Origin of the sequence: Deinococcus yavapaiensis KR-236 (assembly GCF_003217515.1) — a bacterium.
Taxonomy (GTDB): Bacteria; Deinococcota; Deinococci; order Deinococcales; family Deinococcaceae; genus Deinococcus_A; species Deinococcus_A yavapaiensis.
In genome coordinates this window covers 194,359-213,630 of record NZ_QJSX01000008.1, presented here as the reverse complement: position 1 = coordinate 213,630, position 19,272 = coordinate 194,359, and the positions used below count along the sequence as shown (strand labels likewise).

Below are 19,272 nucleotides of genomic sequence, written 5' to 3'. Positions count from 1 at the left end.
GAGACGGCGGAGAATCTCGTGTACGAGGTCATGATTCGACTGATGGTGCGCCGACTGGTCAAAAGTACGTCCTGAGGCTTATCAAACGCACTTTATTGATTGCGGCTTAGCTTTGAAGGTATAAGCTGCGGTATGACCGGCTGGCAGCCCAAACGGTACACCCGCGCGCAACTCGAAGAACGCCGCCTCGCCGCCCTCCACCATCTGCAAGCCGGAACGCACACCCACCAAGACATCGCCGACTACTTTGGCGTTTCCGTCAAGACCGTCTCCACGTGGGTCGAACGCCACAAGAAACACGGCACCCTCAACGCCACCGTCACTCCCGGCCGCACCCCACGCTTAACCGACGAGCAGCGCGACCAAGTGCGAACCCGCCTTCGACAAGGCGCGCTCTCGCACGGCTTTCCCGACGCCACGTGGACGACACCTCGCGTCCGCGACGTGATCGGTCAGCACCTCGGCGTGTGGTACCACCGCGATCATGTTCGTAAACTCTTGCGTGCGCTCGGCTTCACGCCACAAAAGCCCGACGGGCGGGCCTGGGAGCGCAACGACCACCGCATCGTGACGTGGGTTGAGCAGGTGCGCCCCGAGTTGGAAAAAAAAGGTCGCTGACGGCGCGACGCTGGTCTACCTCGATGAGGTCGGCTTCGCCATGAAGGGCGTGCGACGTCGAACGTGGGGGATGCGGGGCGTGACACCCGTGGTGGAACTGCCGGCGAATTGGCTCAAACTCTCGACCATTGGGGCGATCACGTCGTCGGGGCGGTTCTTTCAAAACACCAAACAGGGCGCGATCCGAAGTGCGGACGTCGTGCGCTTCTTGACGCACGTGTTGTGGCACGTGACGGGTGAGGTGATCGTGGTGCTGGATAATGCGGGCATTCACCGAGCGAAGCAGGTGCAGCGCTTTGTACAAGGACACGAACGCTTGTCCTTGGTGTTTTTGCCGCCGTACGCGCCGGAACTGAATCCAATCGAGCGAGTGTGGGCGTACGTGAAGCGCCACGTGTTGGGGAACTTCTGCGCGCGGTCGTTGACGGAGTTAAAGGCGAAGTTGGTGGTGGCATGGCAACGCGTTCGGTATATCGACCTGCCTGCCCGTCTTATTCACGCAAATCAATGCCGCAATCAATAGCACATCCTCCATCGCCGCGACGAACGCGCCATTCTGCTCGGGTGGAATCACGAATTGTTCGTGCTTATGGGGCTGGAGGACGTTTTTTTGAGATAGACGCGCACCGTTTCGTGCGAAATCGACTCGACATACCCGAGTTCGACCATTCGATCAGCAAGCAGACGAAGCGTCCAAGTCTTGTGCCCGAGGTCGTCCGGCACGGTGCTGCACGACAAAGCAATCAAATGCGCTTCGCTACGCTCGTCGAGTTTCTTCGGTTTGAGTCGCTGAGGGCGTAGGTGGTCGAGCGCCGCTTCGAAGCCGTCGAGGACGTCGCGGCGTCGCACGCGAGCGACGGTACGGGCGCTGATTTCGAGTTGCTCGGCGATGTGCTGGTCGTCGAGGCCTCGGGTCTTCTGGTCGGCTTTGAGGAGAATCCGGGCATGGGTGATCTTGCGAGTGGGCGCGACACCGGATTTGAGGATCGCCGTCAGGTGGGCGCGTTCCTCACTTGTGAGGTGCACCTCGTACTTCATGCCTTACGGTACGACCACGCACTTCACATCCGATGAGGGCGACAAACCCTTCCTGACACGCCCCTAACGATACCTCTCTGACTGCTACCACTTTGGCAAACCGTCTTTCATTACTTCCATATCTGGCGCATTTGAGGCTTGTGGGAAGCATTGAACGCGCATCTTCGTGAGCGGGTTCGGGTAGTGGCAGGTCGGCTTGCACAGCCTTCAGCGGGGGTTGTCGATCGCCAAACCGTGAAAACCACTGAGCAGGGCTGTGTGAAGGGCTATGACGGAGGCAAAAAGATCAAGGGCCACAAGCGCCACATGCTGGTTGACATGCAAGGTCTGCTCGTGAAAGTCAAGATCTTGGCGGCGAAGGTCACGGACCGACTCGACGGTGAGCTCCTACTCCCGCTTGCCAGGCCACTGTTCGCTCCCTTGTCACATCTGTTCGTCGATGGTGGGTACAAAGGGACGTGGGTCGAGTGGGTCAAACAGACGTTGCGCTGTACCGTCGAGGTGGCGCCGCGCCTCAATGCGAATATCCGCACATATCGGTTGCCGGAAGGGCAGGAATTGACGCTCGAGCAAATCAAGACCTTCCGAGGCTTTTGTAACTTCAGAGTCATTCCGAGACATTTCGAGACGGTGTAGTGGAGCGTACCTTCGCCTGGCGAAGGACTACGAGCGCTTGCCGGAAACCGGTGAGGGGCTCAGGTACGCGGCGATGGTTCGCTTGATGCTCGCTCGAATTACCGACGAGAAAAGTGTGTCCTGAACGCAATCGAACGCCATCCAGGTGACGTTTGTAGAGCAGATCCTGCGAATAGCCTCCTATTACAGTCAACGGAGAAGTGTACGTGTCTACGTTGCTTCTACGATAACCTTCTGTATCAGTTTTATAATAAGGTATAGACATCTATACGATTATCCTCAACGTAATTCTTATCAACATCATGCTTGAGAGCTTATATTAAGGAATGTTAAATGTACGGTTGAGCTTGGCGACGGCGTTAGTGCTCAGCACAGGAGTGGCACAAGAGGCTGATATTGTCGACGGATACGTAGACAAGCTTTCCGTTCAAGCTGGAGACGTGCAAAATGTAATGATAAATGCCCGAGTTCCATTTTCTGGATTCGTACATATAACAAGCGTTGATGGGTCGAGCATCCGAAGCGTCAAGGCAAAACTTGGCCCACAATATGCTTCAAAAAACGCGCCAGCTGTAAATGGCTACGGTTATAAAGTGAGCTATAGTTATAGTATTCCAAATTCTCTTGCCTCAGGAGTCTATTTTTGGAATGATCAAGTTCCATTCATAGTTAGGTCAATCGCGGCTAAAGACGTAGTGGTTGTCGTCGATACAAATACAATAAACGCCTACTCTTGCTCTGGAGGAAATAGTTTATATGATCGTATTTGTGGAGATAATATATCGGCTGGTGTTGTATCCTTTATGCGGCCCCTTGATTTTAAAAGTTCTTTAATTTATCCGTTTTTAAAATGGATGAAGATTCATGAAACTGAAATTGGATCTGTATCTTATATTGCCGATTCTGACTTAGACGAATATGAAAGAATTCGGTCAGCAAAGCTTTTAGTAATAGCTGGTCATAGTGAGTACTGGAGCAGACAGGCTAGAATCAACTTTGATAAATTTGTTAGCGCTGGCGGAAATGCTGCAGTATTTTCTGGTAATAATATGTGGTGGCCTGTGAGATATGGCAAGGATAATACTTTGATATGCTACAAGACCCTAACTGATCCTGAAGCTAATCCGTTGAACAAAACAAATTTATATTGGGTTTCTGGGGCCTTGGGGCTACCGACGATTTTGTCGGTAGGAGCCGAGTATCAGCGCGGCGGAATGGTTGACAGCAAGAAAAGCTTCGGGGGCTATAAGGCCTTGGCAACCAAATCGGCGTTCTACAATGGAATCGATATAAAGGATGGAGATCTAATACCATTTGATGTTGGTACAAAATCAATGACTGGGAAAGACTACAACGGCTTGCCGGAGTTTGACGGAACCGTGGTGTCTGGCACTTCTGTGGATGGATCACCCATAATAAACAACGATATATTAAAGTTTTACAGAATTGCCTCATTTGGATACAATAAAACACTATGGGGTGGAAAAGATACTTACACTATTATTCTTGCTATGCAAAGAAATATTAATTCTGGTATTGTGTTCAATGCTGCCACAAACTATTGGGGCAGTCAATTAGTGAATGGCAAAACATCTAATCTTACTTTTTCGAAGCTTACACTTAATATAATCCAATTTCTAAAATCCAATTCCGTATTTGACAGCATATTTAAGTAGTTTTTATAGAGCCCCTACTTTAGAAATAATCGAAGATGAGGTGACAGGCTGCCTACTCATCACAACGAGGAGAAGGTGTGAAAAGTCGTCTCAGCAAAGAAAGTGCTTTCTACGGTGAAGAACGCCCGGAACTGAATCCCACACAATACCTTAAACGCCGCGCTGAAAGGGGCGTTCGTTCTTGACGCACGCTGTATCGCTGTTTTGGCCTATGGCGTTTTCGCCATCGTCCATGCGAGAAACGTCCTGCTGAACTTCTTAAAGTGCCTTTGAAAAGCGGTGTAAACGAGAAAAACTTAGATGAGAGCGTCGAGTCAATTCACGCTTAGTATTTTTTAATGTTAGCGAACGAAACCCAAGCGACGCAGCAGCGGAAACACGTGGTCTCGGTGGTACATAACACCAAACTCCTCGCGTTCAACGTTTGCACCTACGCCCTCTGCCAAGTGTCACTCGGAAACCCGAAGGTGCTTGTACCCATCCGCAACCACAGGCACACCTGAGCTTCCTGTTCGCGCGACAACCGCCTCGGCCGTCCACGCACGTAAACCCGCCCCCGCAGCTTTTGCTGCCACGCGTTCGACTGTGCTCTGGCACACGCCCAACTACGCTGCCAGCGTGTGAGTCGACCACGAGTGCAATTACGACAAGGGCACCGCCGCCAAGCGGCGCGCTTCCAGTTCCCTTTGGGTCATAACTTCGCCAAACTTCGTAACATCAAGCGGATCATCACCTCGAAGACCAGCGCTTCCGCAGCCTACGGCACCGCTCCGTCGTCCTTAGCGGTGCGTCTGGGCTTGTCGGTCGAGTTGGTTCCATGGACCATCAAGGTGCATTAGCGGAAAGGCTGAACAGAGCATTTCGGGATGCGCGAACAGCAGCTTCGCCTCAGCCCGGTCTTACAAATTGGCCGTGTGCACTTTGACGTGCCGCACGAGACCAAGCGTGACGCTTGCGGTCGTTGGCCTTCTTGGCCCTGTACTACCCTCAAGCTCTGCCCACTTCCGTCGTCCGCACTGTTGGCACTATCTCGGTAACTCAACGCTTTATTCACTTCTACAGCAGGCGCTTAGTTTGAATCTCCCAGGGATCCTTCAAGATTCATATCGGTGTCTCTCAAAGGAGAGTCACACTGCATTTGGCCGCGCCAAGGATCTAAGGTATAGCAAGTCTCATTGATTTCCATGCCCACATTTATATTTGCGGCGATGTACTGCTTTGTCGCCATTGTACTATTTGATGAAACCACTTCACGTCCGAGCGGGTCGGTGTAAAACGTCCCCCGAATGCTCTCCTGCGAGCGAAGCGAGATTGTATTGATACTCACCCGGTGCTGAGCGCCCCACGCATTCTCCAATCGCTTCAACTGCGAGCAATCAACGTCCAAGCACGCCGTCTGAGGATCGCCGGTATCGAAGGTGATCGACGGAGAACTGAAACCGAGACGCAGTTTGGACAAGTCCGCTCTCCACGGCTCGTACCCGATATTCGGAAATAGAAGGAGGTGTCGAGCTCCGACAGAGTCAGAGCGAGAAGGTTGACTACAGCCTGTGACAATCTGATCGAATTCTCTACTTACAACTTTTGCGGCCCCGAAATCTCCCATAAAGTGTAGATCTGCCTGCAACACTCCTTTTTGTACAAAGGCCACGTCGATCGTATGGAACGACTCGCATACTCTCGCGTGTCCACCCGTACCAAAATGCTGCGTGATCACCCAGAAGTCGTTTCCAGAGGGAACGGTATAAACTTTGAAGCCAGGATGGGCTTCGACCATATCGTGACGTTTGGACGTGTAACCGAACGCGGGGCGATAGGCCAGCCCGGCCAGCGATGGATCCGAGCCGTGCTCGTGGCCGAACAAGCACCAATAGCGGGGATCGATTTGCGGATGCCAAGTCGGATAGGTTTTTCCATCCGGCCCGACGGTCGTGTATTGATCGTGAACCCATGCTGGGCAAGGAAGATTCGGTTTGGGCTTCTCCAAACCCACGGGCACGCCAGGCTCCGTTGATGGTGAACCTTGCTCTTCGGCGAGCATCACGAAGTACATGTCGTCAACTCGATTTCTGGGCGCGCCAAGCGCTCCCAGGGTTACAGTTCCCGCCGGAAACGACTTCTCAAATGTTCGTGTCACCACGACGCGCCCATTTTGAGTCAGCGTAACGGGCGAGCTTTCCGTCCAGCCTCGCAGCCAGGAAGGAGTTGTAGCGCCCCGTAAGGCGACGGCGACGCGAGCGGGTCGATTCAAGGTGAATTCCAGGAAATCTAGCGAACTCAGTATGGCGATTTGTGGGTGGTTACGCAGAACGAGGAGGTCCCATCGTTTGTACTTGCCGGGCTCCAGGATCGTGGCGCGTTCGCCGACGGGCTTCGTGACATCGACCTCGATGCCCGTCAAAACTTGACGCGGACGGTACATCATGAACGAATAAGTCGTCTGGATGGCCCCGGCGACCTCCAGGTTGTAGTGGTAGCGGCTCAAGAGCGGCCCCTCGGTGCGGCTCTGCGTTAGAACTTGAGAAAGGATGTCGCTCTCGGAGTACGGAGGCGAGCAGCCAAGGAGAAGTGAGCCGAGCACAGCGGCGCCCGCACGTCGACTCACAAGCAGGGATAAGAGTCTACGAACGAGCGTGATCACACTCGCCATTGTGCATCTGTGCGGCCGAGCGTGGAAATGCCAAGCGTTCATCTCCAACAGAGAGCGACTTGCTCCCACAAGGTGGGAGCAAGTCGCTCTCTGTAAAAGAGTTACGAGCTCGAGATGAATTAGACGAAGGTCGGAGCTGGAAGCGCCCGGCGTCCCACACGTCCCACACCTTCGTACACGAAGCCAATCTCGGCCAGGAGGTGGTGATCCAGAGCGTTACGGCCGTCGATGATCACGTTATGGCGCATGGAGCGCTGGGCCGCCCGCCAGTCGAGCGCGCGGTACTCGGGCCACTCGGTGACGAGCAGTGCGGCGTCCGCTCCTTTCAAGGCTTCTTGGGCCTCGGAGCACAGACGGACATGGGCGGGAAGCATTTTCCCGGCCGCGTCGAGGGCGACGGGATCGTGCGCGGTCACGCGCGCACCTCTCGACACGAGTTCGGCGATGATGTCCAAGCTGGGAGCGTCACGCAAGTCGTCGGTGCCTGCCTTGAAGGTGAGTCCGAGCACCGTGATGTCCTTGCCTTGCAGGGTTCCGAAGTGCCGTTCGAGCTTGTCGATGACGCGGAAGCGTTGATCGTTGTTCACTTCGATGGTCGCGCTCAGCAACTTGAAGCTGTAGCCTTCTCGGTTGGAGAGTTGTGCGAGCGCGCGGGTGTCCTTCGGAAAGCAGCTGCCTCCGTACCCGAGTCCTGCCTGCAGGAATTGCGCGCCGATGCGTGAGTCGAGGCCGAGAACGGCCATGACGTCTTGCACGTCTCCCCCGACGAGGTCGCAGACGTTGGCGATTTCGTTGGCGAAGGAGATCTTGGTGGCGAGGAAGGCGTTCGCGGCGTACTTGGCGAGCTCGGCGCTTTCGATCGAGCATTCGATCGCGGGAACGGTCGAACGTTGCTGAGGCTGCGGCAGGTAAGCGGGCGGCTCGAACGTCTGGGAAATGATCGGCTCGTACAGTTCGCGCAGCAGAGTCAGCGCGCGAGGATCACGGGTGCCGAAGACGAGCCGCTCCGGATACAGGGTGTCCGCGAGGGCGCGACCTTGACGGAGAAATTCCGGCGCGCTCGCGATCAAGGGGGTGCGTCCGGTGGCCTGCTCGTAGAACGCCGAGACGTTCGAGCCGGTACCGACCGGCACCGTGGACTTGGTGACAACGAGAACGTCGTGGTTGGTGTTGTGCTCGGTAAGGTCGCGCAGCGCTGTGTAGAGGTACCCGAGGTTCGCTCCACCCGCGGGCGTGGGAGGGGTACCCACGGCGATCATGACCACATCGGCGTTTTCGAAGGCTCGCGAGGGTTCGTACTCGAATTGCAAGTTGGCTTGAGCGGCTTGCAATGCTTCCTCGAGGCCCGGCTCGTAGAAAGGGGCGCGTCCGACGCGCAGACCTTCGATCTTGGCGTTGTCGATGTCGTAGACGCGCGTGCGATGCCCGATGAGGGCCAAAGCCACCGCTGTGGTGAGACCGACATAGCCTGATCCGATGATGGTGACGTTCACGATATAACCCCGTTTGCTGCTGAAAGACGAGTGGGAAGAGGGCCGTTTCTCTTGCTTCTTCACGATACCGAGTCGCAAGCGTTTCCTTTAACCAACATACAGACTGAACTCATTATTTTGCTGAGTGCCCGAAGGAGTTGACGGCAGAAGTGGCAAACTGGACGGAATGCCGCTTCTGCAATCCTCTGCCCGACGTCCTGATCCATCCGCGACGAACGTGCTTCGATCGTTGACGCTGGGGGCCGCGTTGGGAGTTGCCCTTATCGTGCTGCCAGGCCTTTTGCTGAACGTCGGCTTGACCGACCGAGTCGACCTCTTGGCGATTCTCGTGTGCGCGGTGTGCGCCGTTCGGCGAGCTCTGCGGCGAATGTTGCTGACGTCCTTCGTCGTGGTGTACCTCGTCGGCGCCCTCGTGGTGCTCACACCCGTGTTGACGCCTGCCTTGCGCGCGATGTCGGTGGTTCAGCTTCCCGAGTCGGCGGACGCCATCGTCGTGCTCGGATCGAGCCTTCAGTGCGAACGCGAGCTCCTCAACACCGTCGGGCAGGAGAGGCTGATCCGAGGCTTGGAATTGTGGGCGGCGGGATACGCGCCCAACGTGGTCGTGTCCGCGCAAGCACCCGAGTTGTTCGGCGCGAATTGTCCGACGATGGCGCAAACCGCGAAAGCACAAGCGCGGCGCCTGTATCCCGAGCGCTTCCCCGTGATGCTCGAATTGCCCGGCGTTCGCGACACCTTCGACGAAAGCCGCGCCGCCGCCGCACTCGTTCGCGCGCGCCAATGGCGCCGAGTGCTGCTCGTCACGTCGGCCTGGCACGAGTGGCGCGCGAAGCGGCTCTTCGAAGCGGCGGGCGTGCCGGAGGTGATCGCGGTGCCGACGCCCGACCGATCGTTCGATCCGGCCCTACCCACACCCGCCGATCGCTTGGGAGCGCTCGGCGTCGTGTTCCACGAAGGGATCGCGACGCTTCGGGAGTACGCGTTGGGGCACTTGCGTTGAAGTCGCTTTCGGCGTTTCCGGCCGTCACCCCGGGGGCCGCCGCCTAGGACGACGAGAAGCGCTTCGGTTCTTTCGTCTTCTTTGCTTGCTATGATGAGCGGAGGTCGTGAACGCTTCGATGTCCCTCGCTTCGCTCGAACACTTTCTGCTGGGCACGTCGTCGACCTTGCCGTCCCGAACGTTGCTCGAGGTGACCAAGCTCGTCGGGTACGCGTTCGTTCACGCGTCGCCCGACACACCGGATCGCTCGCAGCTTCGGTTCGCCTACCGCCTGGCGGCGGCACGTCATGAAGTGACGAAGGCCGAGTTGATTCCGCTGCTCCGCGCTTGGCGGGACGCCAGCATCGACGTGCTCCTCATCAAAGGTTTCGCGCTCGCCGAGTTCGAGTACGCCGCTTCCGGTGCCAGGCACTACGGCGACATCGACATCGTGATTCACGACGAGAACACGGCAGTCGCGGAGCGGCTCGCGCGGCGCTTGGGGTGGCGAGTGGACTGGCGCCGTCCGCCCGGAGCGTGGTTCGACCACGAGGTGCTTCGCTTGGTGTCCCCGAGCGGCGTGGCGCACGTGGAAGTTCAGCGACACCCCACGCAACGGACGTTGCTCGGTCAATCACGGCAACGCCGCGTGCAACGCTTGTCTTGGCAAGCCGCGCGACGCGTGACTTGGGAAGGAATGGACGTCCACCTGCTCTCGCCTGTCGACGCCGTGCTGGTGCCGCTCGTCTTGGGACGCGCCTGGTATTGCGATCCGAGCGAGCGGTGGGTGTTCAAGCCGCAAGACTACACGGACATGCAGCAACTGATCGAACGTCACGGCGTGACGCTCGAGGCGGTGACGGCGCGGGCCGAGCAATTCGGCGCTCGGCGCACCTTGCTGCAAGTCCTGAAGATCCTCGATCCTTGGCGCCGACACGTTCGCCTCGAGCGGCTGACGGCGCCTGAGCGAGCCGCATTCGACGCCAGCATTCGAGAAGAACGAGGTGACGTCGAGTTGGACTGGCGAATGGTGCGGGCTTGGGACTTGTCGACGCTCGTCTTGACGAAGTTTCCGCTGTACCTCGCCGACATGACGCGGGAGCTTCCGCATTACCTCGCCGTGCGCGCCATGCTGCGTCCCGAGAGTAACGTTCACGCTTTGTTCGAGAAACTCGACGAGCTCCCCTTCGGTTCGTCGCCGACGATAGACGTGCAGCGTGTGGCGCGCGGAGTGAAGTGGACGATGTGGTTGTACGGGAAACGCGAGGACGTCTGCTTGCCGCGCTCTTTGACGCTTTACGTGGCGTTGCGCCGCTACGGCTATCGACCAGTCTTCGTGAGCGGCGTTCGTCGCGTCGGCGGCGCGGTCGTCGGTCACGCCTGGATCGAGTTGGACGGCAAGCCTCTTCGCTACTTCGACGCCGAGTTCGTCCGAAGGCGCTACACCGTCAACATCGAACACGCTTCACCATGACGGTCAGGGTGTTTTGGGAAGCTCGGTGGGCGCCGATCGGCAGACTCGTTCGCCGAACGGCGCTCACCTTGTGGTCCGCGCAGCCTCGCCTCGCCGTCTCGTTCGTGCTGATCTTGATCGTGCGTGGCGGCATGGCGCCGTTGAGCTTGTGGCTCATCAAAGGGCTGGTAGACGCGATTTCGCACGGTCACGCGGCGGACACCGTTCGAATCCTGCTGGTGTTGGGCGTCGCCGTCTTGGCGACTCAAGTGCTGCACGTGCAAAGCCTGTTGCTGCAAGCGAGCTTGAACGAGCGATTCACGGCGCACGTGGAGTTGATGTTGATGCGGCACGCCAACCGCGTGGTCGATTTGCGTCTTTTCGAGGACCCGGCGTTTCATGACCGTCTGCAACTCCTGTCTCGTCAAGCGGGACAGCGGCCCATGGGATTGCTCGCCGCGCTCTCGAATCTGCTGCCGAGCGCCTTGACGACCGTCGGACTGCTGGGCTTGCTGGGATGGATCGTTTGGTGGGCTCCCCTTTTGCTGGTGTTGGGCGCCGTGCCGCTCGGCCAGGCGAACGCCCGCCTACAACGCGCCTCGTGGCAAATGCAGCTGGAACGGTCCGGTTCGAATCGTTCGATGCGGTACTTCAGCGGTTTGGCTGTCAGCGAGGCGCACGCGAAGGAAATTCGCTTGTACGGTCTGGCGGAATTCTTCGAGCAGCGTTACGTGGAAGCCTTCGAGCGTTCACACGCTGACGCCTTGCGTCAGCGTCGGCGCTTACTGATCATGCCCTTGCTCGCCGCGTGTGCCTTCGTGGCCGTGAACGGCATCACCTTCGCGTGGGTCACGTCGCGCGCCCTTTCGGGCGAATTGGGAATCGGCGTGTTGGTTTTGGCGTTACAAGTGCTGGTGTCGCTGTTGGTGTACGTGGGAGGCGTGGCCGGATCGCTGGGTGTGCTGCGCGGTCACTTGCACTTCTTCCAAGAGCTGTTCGGATTCCTCGATCAGCCTGCCACCTTGCTCGGTCAGGCGAACTTGCCCGTGCCGCCCTCGCCTTGGAGAGACGGCTTAGAGTTCGAGCGCGTCTCGTACCATTACCCGGAAGGTCAGGGCGGGGTGTTCGACTTGACGTTCACCTTGCGGCACGGAGAACGCGTTGCCATCGTCGGTGAAAACGGGGCCGGCAAGACGACTCTTTTGAAGTTGCTGTGCCGCTTCATGGACCCCAGTTCGGGCACGATTCGAGTGAACGGGCGGCCACTCGCGGACATCGACGTCGAGGCGTGGAGGTCGCGTATCGCCGCCGTCTTGCAAGACTTCGGTCGGTATCACTTGTCGGTGAGCGAAAACATCGGGCTTGGCGACGTGCAGCATCGTACGGACGAGGCCCGCGTGTCGAATGCGGCGCGTCGAGCTCGGCTCCACGAGGACGTGGAGGGCTTGCCGTCCGGATATGCCACCTTGCTGGGCGTGTCGTTCGGAGGAATGGATTTTTCAGGCGGTCAATGGCAGAAGCTCGGCGTCGCGCGGGCGTTCATGCGTGAAGCGGACGTCGTTCTGTTCGACGAACCTACGTCGGCGCTCGACGCGAGGGCGGAAGCGGATCTTTTCGAGCGCGTCGAAGAGCTTTCCGACGGCAAGATCGTCGTGATCGTCACGCACCGCTTGGCGAGCATTCGAAGTGTGGATCGAATCCTGGTGCTTCAGCGAGGTCAGCTCGTCGAGCAAGGCACCCACGCCGAACTCATGGCGCGCCGAGGTGAGTACGCGCGTCTGTACGAATTGCAAGCCTCGCGTTACACGCCCAACGCTCCGTGATCTGACGACGTGAGACTTTGGATGAGCGACATCGTCTTGGCGACGTCGACGTCGCTCGTCCGAAGCTCTCGCTGAAAGAACTGCAGTGAGGGGTTCTCGCTGCCACTTCATGAAGCAACTCGACGAGTGAAGGCGCTCCACGGTGGAGCGCCTTCACTCGTCGACTGCGTCCTTTAAAAGAAGAGCTTGTAGACGGCAATAGCGATGAATGCCATCGCCAAGGGCAAAATGCTGAGGTTCGTGGACTTCGTGAGCAGTGCCGCGCGCTCTCCTGGAACGGCACTCGCTATTTCCTTCGTCACGAGCAAGGCGAGCAAGGTGACCAACGTGACCACGCCGAGAATCATCGTTTGATTCTCGTCGTACACGGTCATAGCTGTCGCAGCCTTCATGGCAGTGGCAGTCGTGACGGTCGTAGTGGTGGTGACGGTGGTGACGGTGGTGATCACGACAGTTCTCCTTATACCGCTAAACGGCGGACCGAATCTCTTCCGTTAGCTTAAGGGTTCCTGAGAAATAAATCAAGAATGTAAGCAAGAGGAAGACTCGCCAAATGGTGCGCAAGTCACCATCTTCTGACGCGTGGCATCATACTGCCGAGTCGTGATGACGACCAAGTCTTCGAGTCGGCGCTTATGAACTAGAGCGTGCAATTCGCGACGTGGCGGCTCTCCACGTTCCGATGAGTCTATCGTACACGCGAATTTACAACGACGATCTCCTCTTCCCGGTCACCGTTTCCCGACTGCATTCCCTCGTTCGTGCTCCCTAGACAACAGGGCAGACGTCCGCGCATTCCGCCACGAAGTCAGCGCACCTCCACGAACGGATACGGCCCGCCCTCGGCCTTCAGGCCTGTTCAAAATGCCGGCGTGACCTTCTCGGTCTTGGCAGGGCACATCTTTGCTTCCACGGTCTTCACCCTGACGCCCCGGCCATCGCTTTGATCATGCCGCGAAGGCTACCGGTCCCAGAGCCCGCCACGTCACCCATCACGCGATTCACGGAAAAGCCCGACAGATGAATCCGAGCAAGTTCCCCTTCCAGCGGCCATCCGTCAGCACGTGGGCTTTGCAACTCGTGAAACGCCGTCGTCGGAGCTCGGCAGCCTCACACGAGGATCGCGGCCTCGCCTTCCCGTGGAGCGCGCCACGTGGTCAGGACATCGAGCGGACGCAAGACTTCCCGTCGTGTCCCCCTCTACGCTTCAGGCTCCTGCAACGTCGCTTCCCGCGCGACCGAGTTCGAACGTGCCTCGTGACCTTCGCCGAGCGACACGCGACTTCCTTGCCGCGCCGAACGTCCGAGGGCGTCCAAAACAGCCATTTGAGCGACCGCCTCTTCAGGTCCGTACCGCAGCGGCACACCACGCAAGATGACGTCCGCGAAGTGTTCCACCATGCGTTGGTAATGATTCGCCGAGCGAACGGACTGCGCCTCGCCGTTCACGAAGATCGTCAGGAACTCGTCTTCGAACGGCAAAAAGGGCCGCGGCAAGGACAGCACCCCCTTCGTGCCCACCACTTCGAGGCCCTGCCAAAACGGCGGGGCGAAGGCGGCATCGACGCTCGACCACGTCGACTCCCCGAAGTTCAAGGCGCCATGGAACGCCTCGTCGACTCCGTTCGCCGTCGAGGACGCCACGCCTAGCACTTCGATCGGTTCGCGGCCCAACAGGGTACGAGCGGCGCTCACCGGGTAGTAGCCGAGGTCGAGGAGCGCCCCTCCGCCCATATCACCTTGCCAGCGAAAGTTGTCGGTCGGCGCGAAGGCGGCGAGATCCACGAAGAACGAGCCGCGTACGACCCGAACGTCTCCCACGACGCCTTCGCTCAGCAGTTCCTGGGTGCGCTCGAACTGAGGGTGAAAGCGGTACATCGCCGCTTCCATCAACACCAATCCCGCCTCGCGCGCGGCGAGATTCATGGCTCGCGCGTCCTTCGCGTCATGCGCGAACGGCTTTTCGCACAAGACGTGCTTGCCCGCCGCGAGGGCGCGCAATGTCCAAGGCGCGTGCAAGGCAGGAGGAAGCGTGACGTACACGGCGTCGACGTGGGGATCGTTCAAGAGGGCGTCGTAGCTCTCGTGGTGCCGCGCGAGTTCATGCCGCGACGCGAACTCGGCGGCGCGCGCCGCGTCCCTTGCGGCCACGGCGGTCACCCGAGCGTTTCGAGAAGCGTTGATGGCAGGCGTGACGACGCCCGCGATGAACCCGGCCCCGAGGATTCCCACGTTCAACGTGTCCATGAGCCACTGTAATACGGAACCGTCACCCGAACGGACAGGAAGTGGTTCCAAACCTTGGCGTTCGCGTCTTCATGCCGCGGCGACGCGAGGGAGCGCATAATTCCGAAAGGAGGCTTTCTTGACCACGTCCCTTCCGCCCCGACCGCTTCCCCTCGCGCCCGGCCCGAAAGGCACGTGGCCGCTCGGAAGCGCCCACGCGTTTCGGCAAGGCTTCTTGCACGCCACGACGAGCGGATGGCGTCAGTACGGCGACCTCGTTCGCTTCGAGATCGCGGGCCGCACCCTGCTGATCGTCTCGCACCCAGACTTCGCGCAGCACGTTCTCGTCGACGGCGCCGCCACCTTTCCCAAGCGCGACGTGCGGTTCGGCCTCGGGCTTCTGCTCGGAAACGGCCTCGTCACGAACCACGATCACGCTTCGTGGCTTTCGCAGCGTCGCATGATGCAGCCGATGTTCCACAAAGCTCGGCTCGCCACGATGGCCCACAAGATGGAAGCGGCGGCCGCGCGACTCGTAGACCGCCTCGGCGCGCAAGCCGGACGAACGGTGGACATCGACGTGGAGATGACGAGCGTCACCCTCGACATCATCACGCAGACGATGTTCAGCGCCGACCTGCTCGGCGAGGCGGGCAAGGTCGGCCCCGCCGTCGCGGCCGGAACGCGCTTCGTGCAAGCGCGCATCCAAGCGCCCTTCTCACCCCCGATGTCTTGGCCGACGCCCGCCAACAAGGCGTTCACGCGGCAAAAAGGCGTGATCGACGCGATCGTGCGGCGTCTCGTCGACGAACGCCGAGCGAGCGGCGAAACCAAAGGTGACCTGCTCGACATGCTGCTCGAAGCGCGCGACGAGGACACCGGTGAAGGCATGACGGACGAACAACTTCGAGACGAGGTCCTCACGATCTTCGGAGCGGGCCACGAAACGACGGCGAATACCCTCACGTTCGCCTGCTGGGTCCTTTCGCAGCATCCGGACGTCGTCGCACGCCTGCGAGAGGAACTCGACCGCGTCCTCGCGGGACGCCTTCCCACGGTCGCAGACCTTCCGAACCTGCCGTTCACGCGCGCCGTCCTCGACGAGACGCTGCGCCTTTACCCCGCCGCGCCCGTCACGAGCCCGAGGCGCGCCGCGCACGACACGGAGCTTGGCGGGTGGCGCGTCCCCGCCGAGACGAACGTCTTCGTGTCCACCTTCAACATCCACCGTCACCCTGCCTTCTGGCCAAACGCCGAGACCTTCGATCCCGACCGTTTCCTGACCGGACGGCTTCCGGCGCACCGCTTCGCGTACCTGCCGTTCGGCGCGGGCGCGAGAAAGTGCATCGGCACGAACCTCGCCGTCATGGAAGGCGCCCTGTTGCTCGCCACCCTGGCCAGCCGCTTCGACTTCCAGCCCGCCGAGGGCTTTCGGATGGAGTTGGAACAAACCATCACCCTGCGCGCCAAAAACGGACTTCCGATGATCGTCACGAAGCGGTGAAAAGAAAAGCCTCGCGGCCAACTGCTTCCGCGAGGCTTTTCCGTGACCGCCGATCGTCAGCCGCGCCGCGCCAACCATCCCAGCAGCGTGCCCACGACGCCTCGCCGGAAGAACAGCACCGTCAGCACGAACACGAGGCCCGTCACGATGCCAACGGGCAGATTCGCCGTCGAGAGGACGTCGCGCAGCAACAGCACGACCGCCGCGCCGACGACCGGACCGAACAGCGTGCCCGTTCCGCCGAGCAAGGTCATCATGACGACCTCGCCCGACGTGCGCCAACTCACGACCTCCAGGCTGACCACGCCGTGCCCGAAGACGAAGAGCGCGCCCGCCAGTCCCGACAGGGCCGCCGAGATCACGAAGGCCGTGAGCTTGAATCGCGTCGGCGAGTACCCGACGCTGCGCGCCCGCGTCTCGTTGTCGCGCACGGCGACGAGCGTCTTGCCGAACGGCGAGCGTACCGTGCGGTACGCGGCGAAAAAGCCCACGGCGAACACGGCGAGCGCGAAGTAGTAGCGGTGGAAGCCGTTCGAGAAGTCGAGTCCCAGCAGGTTCGGCCGGGCAAGGCCTTGCAAGCCGTTCTCGCCGCCCGTGACGTCCGTCCACTGCAGCGCCAGGAACGACAGCATCTGCGCGAACGCCAAGGTGATCATCGAGAAGTAGATGCCGATGGACCGAACGGACAGAAAGCCGATCGGCCACGCGATAAGGACCGCCGCGAGCAACCCGCCGAGAAGCGCGACCGGCACGGACTGCCCGTGCCCGAGCAGGTACGCCGTCGCGTACGCGCTCACTCCCCAAAAGGCGGCGTGTCCGAACGACAGCAAGCCGCTGAAGCCGAACAACAAGTCGAACGCCACGGCGAACAACCCGAACGCGAGGATGTCGAGCGCGAGCACGGGGTAGATGACGTGCGGCAAGACGAGCAGGACCGCTGCGCAGACGATCAAGGTGAGCGCCCACCCGGTCCGGCCGCGTCCGCGCGTGAGGGGCAAGGCCGTCACTTCGCCTCCGGCAAGCCGAACAGTCCGTTCGGACGAAGCAGCAACACGAGCGCCATCAACACGAACACGAGGGTATTCGCGATCGGTGGGTAGAGGGCCGAGCCGAGCGCGACGAGCACGCCGACGGCGAAGCCCGTCACGACCGAGCCGAGGATGCTGCCCATGCCGCCGATCACCACGACCGCGAACGTCACGATGATGAGCTCGGAGCCCATGTAGGGCTCGACGCTGTAGATCGGCGCGGCCAGCACCCCGGCGAGCGCGGCGAGCGCCACGCCGAGGCCGAACACGATCGTCACCCAGCGGCTCACGTCAATTCCGAAGGCTTGCGTCACCGTCGGGTTCTCGGTCGCCGCGCGAATCACCGCGCCGACGCGTGTCCGCTCGATCACGAACCACGTCGCGAGGCACACGACGAGGGCGAACACGATCACGAACAGACGGTACGTCGGGAAGAACACGAAGCCGAGGTTCGTCGCGCCGACGAGCTCCTGCGGAATGGTGTACGGCGCGCTCGACACGGCGTACCGCGACAGCATCACCTGCTTGATGACGTCTTGCACCAAGAGCGTCAAGCCGAACGTGAGCAGCAAGTTGTAGCTCGGATCGAGGCCGTACAGGCGGCGCAGCAAGCCGCGTTCGAGGGCAACGCCGAGCGCCCCGACGAGGAGAGGCGCGAGAATCAGCGCGGGCCAGAAGCCCAAGCCGAGCGCCTGCCCGAGCGCGAACGCCACGAACGCGCCCAGCATGTACAGCGCGCCGTGCGCGAAGTTCACGATGCGCAAAAGCCCGAAGATCACGGCGAGCCCCAGCGACAGAAGCGCGAAGAACGCGCCGTTCACGAGGCCGTTGAACACTTGAATGAACATGAGTTGCGTGTTCACGCGCGCTTCCCCTCACCACGCCCGCCCGCCGTCACGGCGAACGGCGTCACTTCATCTCGCACTTGGACTCGCTGAGCGGCAGGAACGCCCGGCTCGCCGGGATGCGCGCCACGATCTTGAACAGATCGCCCGGCTCCTTGCTTTCCGCGCTGCTCTTCACCTGCACGGTGTACACGTCCAGGATGACGCGGTGGTCTTGCGGACGGACGTACGCGCTGCGCGCGAAGAAGTCGCTGAAGCGGTAGTTTTCCAAGGCTTTGACGACCGCGTCGCTGTTGTCCGTCTTCGCGCGCGCCACGGCGCTGAGGTACTGGTACGTCGCGCTGTACACGCCCGCTTGCGCCCACGTCGGCTTCTTGCCGAAGGTCTTCTCGAACTTGGCAGCCCAGGTGCGCGAACGGTCGTCGAGGTTCCAGAACCACGGCACCGTCGCGAGCGCGCCCGCGAACGCGTTTTGCCCGAGCGCCGCCACGTCCGTCTCGAACAGCAAGCCGATGCCGAGCCCGATGCCTTGCTGACGCAGACCGAACTCGTTGTACTGCTTGACGACGTTCACGAGGTCCGCGCCCGCCTGCATCGTTCCGAAGACCTTGGGCTTGAGGCTTTGCGCCTTGAGGAGGTACGTGGAGAAGTCGGTGTTCGGGAAGGGTGTGGCGTCGCTCGGCGCGGCGAGCTTGCCGCCCGCTTCCTGCACGGCCGCCGTCATCTGCCGGTTGAGGTCCTGCCCGAACGCGTAGTTCGGGTAGATGATGTACCAGCTGTTGCCGCCACGTTTCGTCACGGCGGTGCCCGTGCCGTTGGCGAGCATGTAGTTGTCGTACGCGTAGTGGAAGGTGTAGCGGTTGCAGCTTTGGTTCGTGAGGGCCGTCGTGCCGCCCGTCACGACCATCGCGACGACTTTCTTCTGCCGCGCGACTTCCACCGACGCGAGCGCCGCCGAAGACGTCGGAAGGTCCATGATGACGTCGACGTTCTGACGGTCGATCATCTCGGCTGTCTTGTTGCTCGCGACGTCCGCCTTGTTCTGGTGATCTACGCCGATGACTTGAACCTTCCCGGCGTAGCTGCGGTTGGCGCGCATGAAGTCGTCGGCGGCCATCTGCGCGGCCTTCACCGATCCCTGTCCGGCGAGTTCGGAGTACACGCCCGAAAGATCTGTCAGGACGCCCACGCGAATCACGTTGTCGCTGAGCTTCTGCGCGCCCGCGACGCTAGCGACACTGGAGAGGATGGCCGTCAGGATCAAGACTTTGTTCTTCATGATGTGCTCCTTTGATTTAGACGT

The 19,272-nt window shown here is 60.2% G+C and carries 15 protein-coding genes; 7 read left to right on the top strand and 8 right to left on the bottom strand.

The window, feature by feature from the left end; all coding sequences use genetic code 11:
• The first annotated feature begins 132 nt into the window (after positions 1-132).
• A protein-coding gene (locus tag DES52_RS23290; protein ID WP_211317916.1) for an IS630 family transposase occupies positions 133-1,141 on the top strand; the annotation gives its coding sequence in 2 pieces (ribosomal slippage) (positions 133-600 and positions 602-1,141; 1,008 coding nt in all).
• Positions 1,142-1,188: 47 nt separating this feature from the next.
• Here DES52_RS23290 and DES52_RS11895 read toward each other — a convergent pair.
• On the bottom strand, positions 1,189-1,656 hold the full coding sequence (locus DES52_RS11895) for a helix-turn-helix domain-containing protein (protein ID WP_110887029.1): 468 nt from the start codon (positions 1,654-1,656) through the stop codon (positions 1,189-1,191).
• 138 nt (positions 1,657-1,794) lie between these two features.
• Between DES52_RS11895 and DES52_RS11890 the strand changes: the two genes are divergently transcribed.
• Together DES52_RS11890 and DES52_RS22570 are read left to right on the top strand one after the other, a co-directional pair.
• Positions 1,795-2,292, top strand: coding sequence for a transposase (locus DES52_RS11890; RefSeq protein ID WP_110887028.1), 498 nt, complete (start codon positions 1,795-1,797; stop codon positions 2,290-2,292).
• A gap of 326 nt (positions 2,293-2,618) precedes the next feature.
• Positions 2,619-3,968: a N,N-dimethylformamidase beta subunit family domain-containing protein gene (locus tag DES52_RS22570; protein ID WP_170131023.1), complete on the top strand. Its 1,350-nt coding sequence runs from the start codon at positions 2,619-2,621 to the stop codon at positions 3,966-3,968.
• Positions 3,969-5,037: 1,069 nt separating this feature from the next.
• Here DES52_RS22570 and DES52_RS22565 read toward each other — a convergent pair.
• Complete coding sequence (locus DES52_RS22565; RefSeq protein WP_146237271.1) at positions 5,038-6,609, bottom strand: hypothetical protein; 1,572 nt, start codon at positions 6,607-6,609, stop codon at positions 5,038-5,040.
• 128 nt (positions 6,610-6,737) lie between these two features.
• Positions 6,738-8,111, bottom strand: coding sequence for a UDP-glucose dehydrogenase family protein (locus DES52_RS11880; RefSeq protein ID WP_170131022.1), 1,374 nt, complete (start codon positions 8,109-8,111; stop codon positions 6,738-6,740).
• 265 nt (positions 8,112-8,376) lie between these two features.
• Here DES52_RS11880 and DES52_RS11875 point away from each other — a divergent pair, with 265 nt between their 5' ends.
• The 3 genes from DES52_RS11875 to DES52_RS11865 all read left to right on the top strand — a co-directional run bounded on the left by DES52_RS11875 (position 8,377) and on the right by DES52_RS11865 (position 12,366).
• Complete coding sequence (locus tag DES52_RS11875) at positions 8,377-9,111, top strand: YdcF family protein (RefSeq protein ID WP_170131021.1); 735 nt, start codon at positions 8,377-8,379, stop codon at positions 9,109-9,111.
• Positions 9,112-9,217: 106 nt separating this feature from the next.
• Positions 9,218-10,564 carry a lasso peptide biosynthesis B2 protein gene (locus DES52_RS11870; RefSeq protein WP_110887024.1) on the top strand — a complete coding sequence of 449 codons (1,347 nt, stop codon included), beginning with the start codon at positions 9,218-9,220 and terminating at the stop codon, positions 10,562-10,564.
• The gene (locus tag DES52_RS11865) at positions 10,561-12,366 is read left to right on the top strand and encodes an ABC transporter ATP-binding protein (protein WP_110887023.1); all 1,806 of its coding nucleotides are present in this window, start codon (positions 10,561-10,563) and stop codon (positions 12,364-12,366) included. Before DES52_RS11870 ends, DES52_RS11865 begins: the two co-directional genes overlap by 4 nt.
• 173 nt (positions 12,367-12,539) lie before the next feature.
• On the opposite strand, the gene DES52_RS11860 is transcribed toward DES52_RS11865, so the two are convergent.
• Together DES52_RS11860 and DES52_RS11855 are read right to left on the bottom strand one after the other, a co-directional pair.
• Complete coding sequence (locus DES52_RS11860) at positions 12,540-12,815, bottom strand: hypothetical protein (protein WP_146237270.1); 276 nt, start codon at positions 12,813-12,815, stop codon at positions 12,540-12,542.
• 751 nt (positions 12,816-13,566) lie between these two features.
• A complete protein-coding gene (locus DES52_RS11855) occupies positions 13,567-14,613 on the bottom strand; it encodes a Gfo/Idh/MocA family protein (RefSeq protein ID WP_110887021.1) in 1,047 nt (348 codons plus the stop codon).
• Between the two features lie 118 nt (positions 14,614-14,731).
• On the opposite strand from DES52_RS11855, the gene DES52_RS11850 reads away from it, so the two are divergent.
• On the top strand, positions 14,732-16,096 hold the full coding sequence (locus tag DES52_RS11850) for a cytochrome P450 (RefSeq protein WP_110887020.1): 1,365 nt from the start codon (positions 14,732-14,734) through the stop codon (positions 16,094-16,096).
• Positions 16,097-16,152: 56 nt separating this feature from the next.
• On the opposite strand, the gene DES52_RS11845 is transcribed toward DES52_RS11850, so the two are convergent.
• From DES52_RS11845 to DES52_RS11835, 3 genes are read right to left on the bottom strand one after another with little or no spacing between them, the layout of a single operon-like run.
• Complete coding sequence (locus DES52_RS11845; protein ID WP_110887019.1) at positions 16,153-17,103, bottom strand: branched-chain amino acid ABC transporter permease; 951 nt, start codon at positions 17,101-17,103, stop codon at positions 16,153-16,155.
• The gene (locus tag DES52_RS11840; RefSeq protein WP_110887018.1) at positions 17,100-17,987 is read right to left on the bottom strand and encodes a branched-chain amino acid ABC transporter permease; all 888 of its coding nucleotides are present in this window, start codon (positions 17,985-17,987) and stop codon (positions 17,100-17,102) included. The genes DES52_RS11845 and DES52_RS11840 overlap by 4 nt, the downstream gene beginning before the upstream one ends.
• Before the next feature lie 46 nt (positions 17,988-18,033).
• Positions 18,034-19,248, bottom strand: coding sequence for an ABC transporter substrate-binding protein (locus DES52_RS11835; protein WP_110887017.1), 1,215 nt, complete (start codon positions 19,246-19,248; stop codon positions 18,034-18,036).
• Between the last annotated feature and the right edge of the window lie 24 nt (positions 19,249-19,272).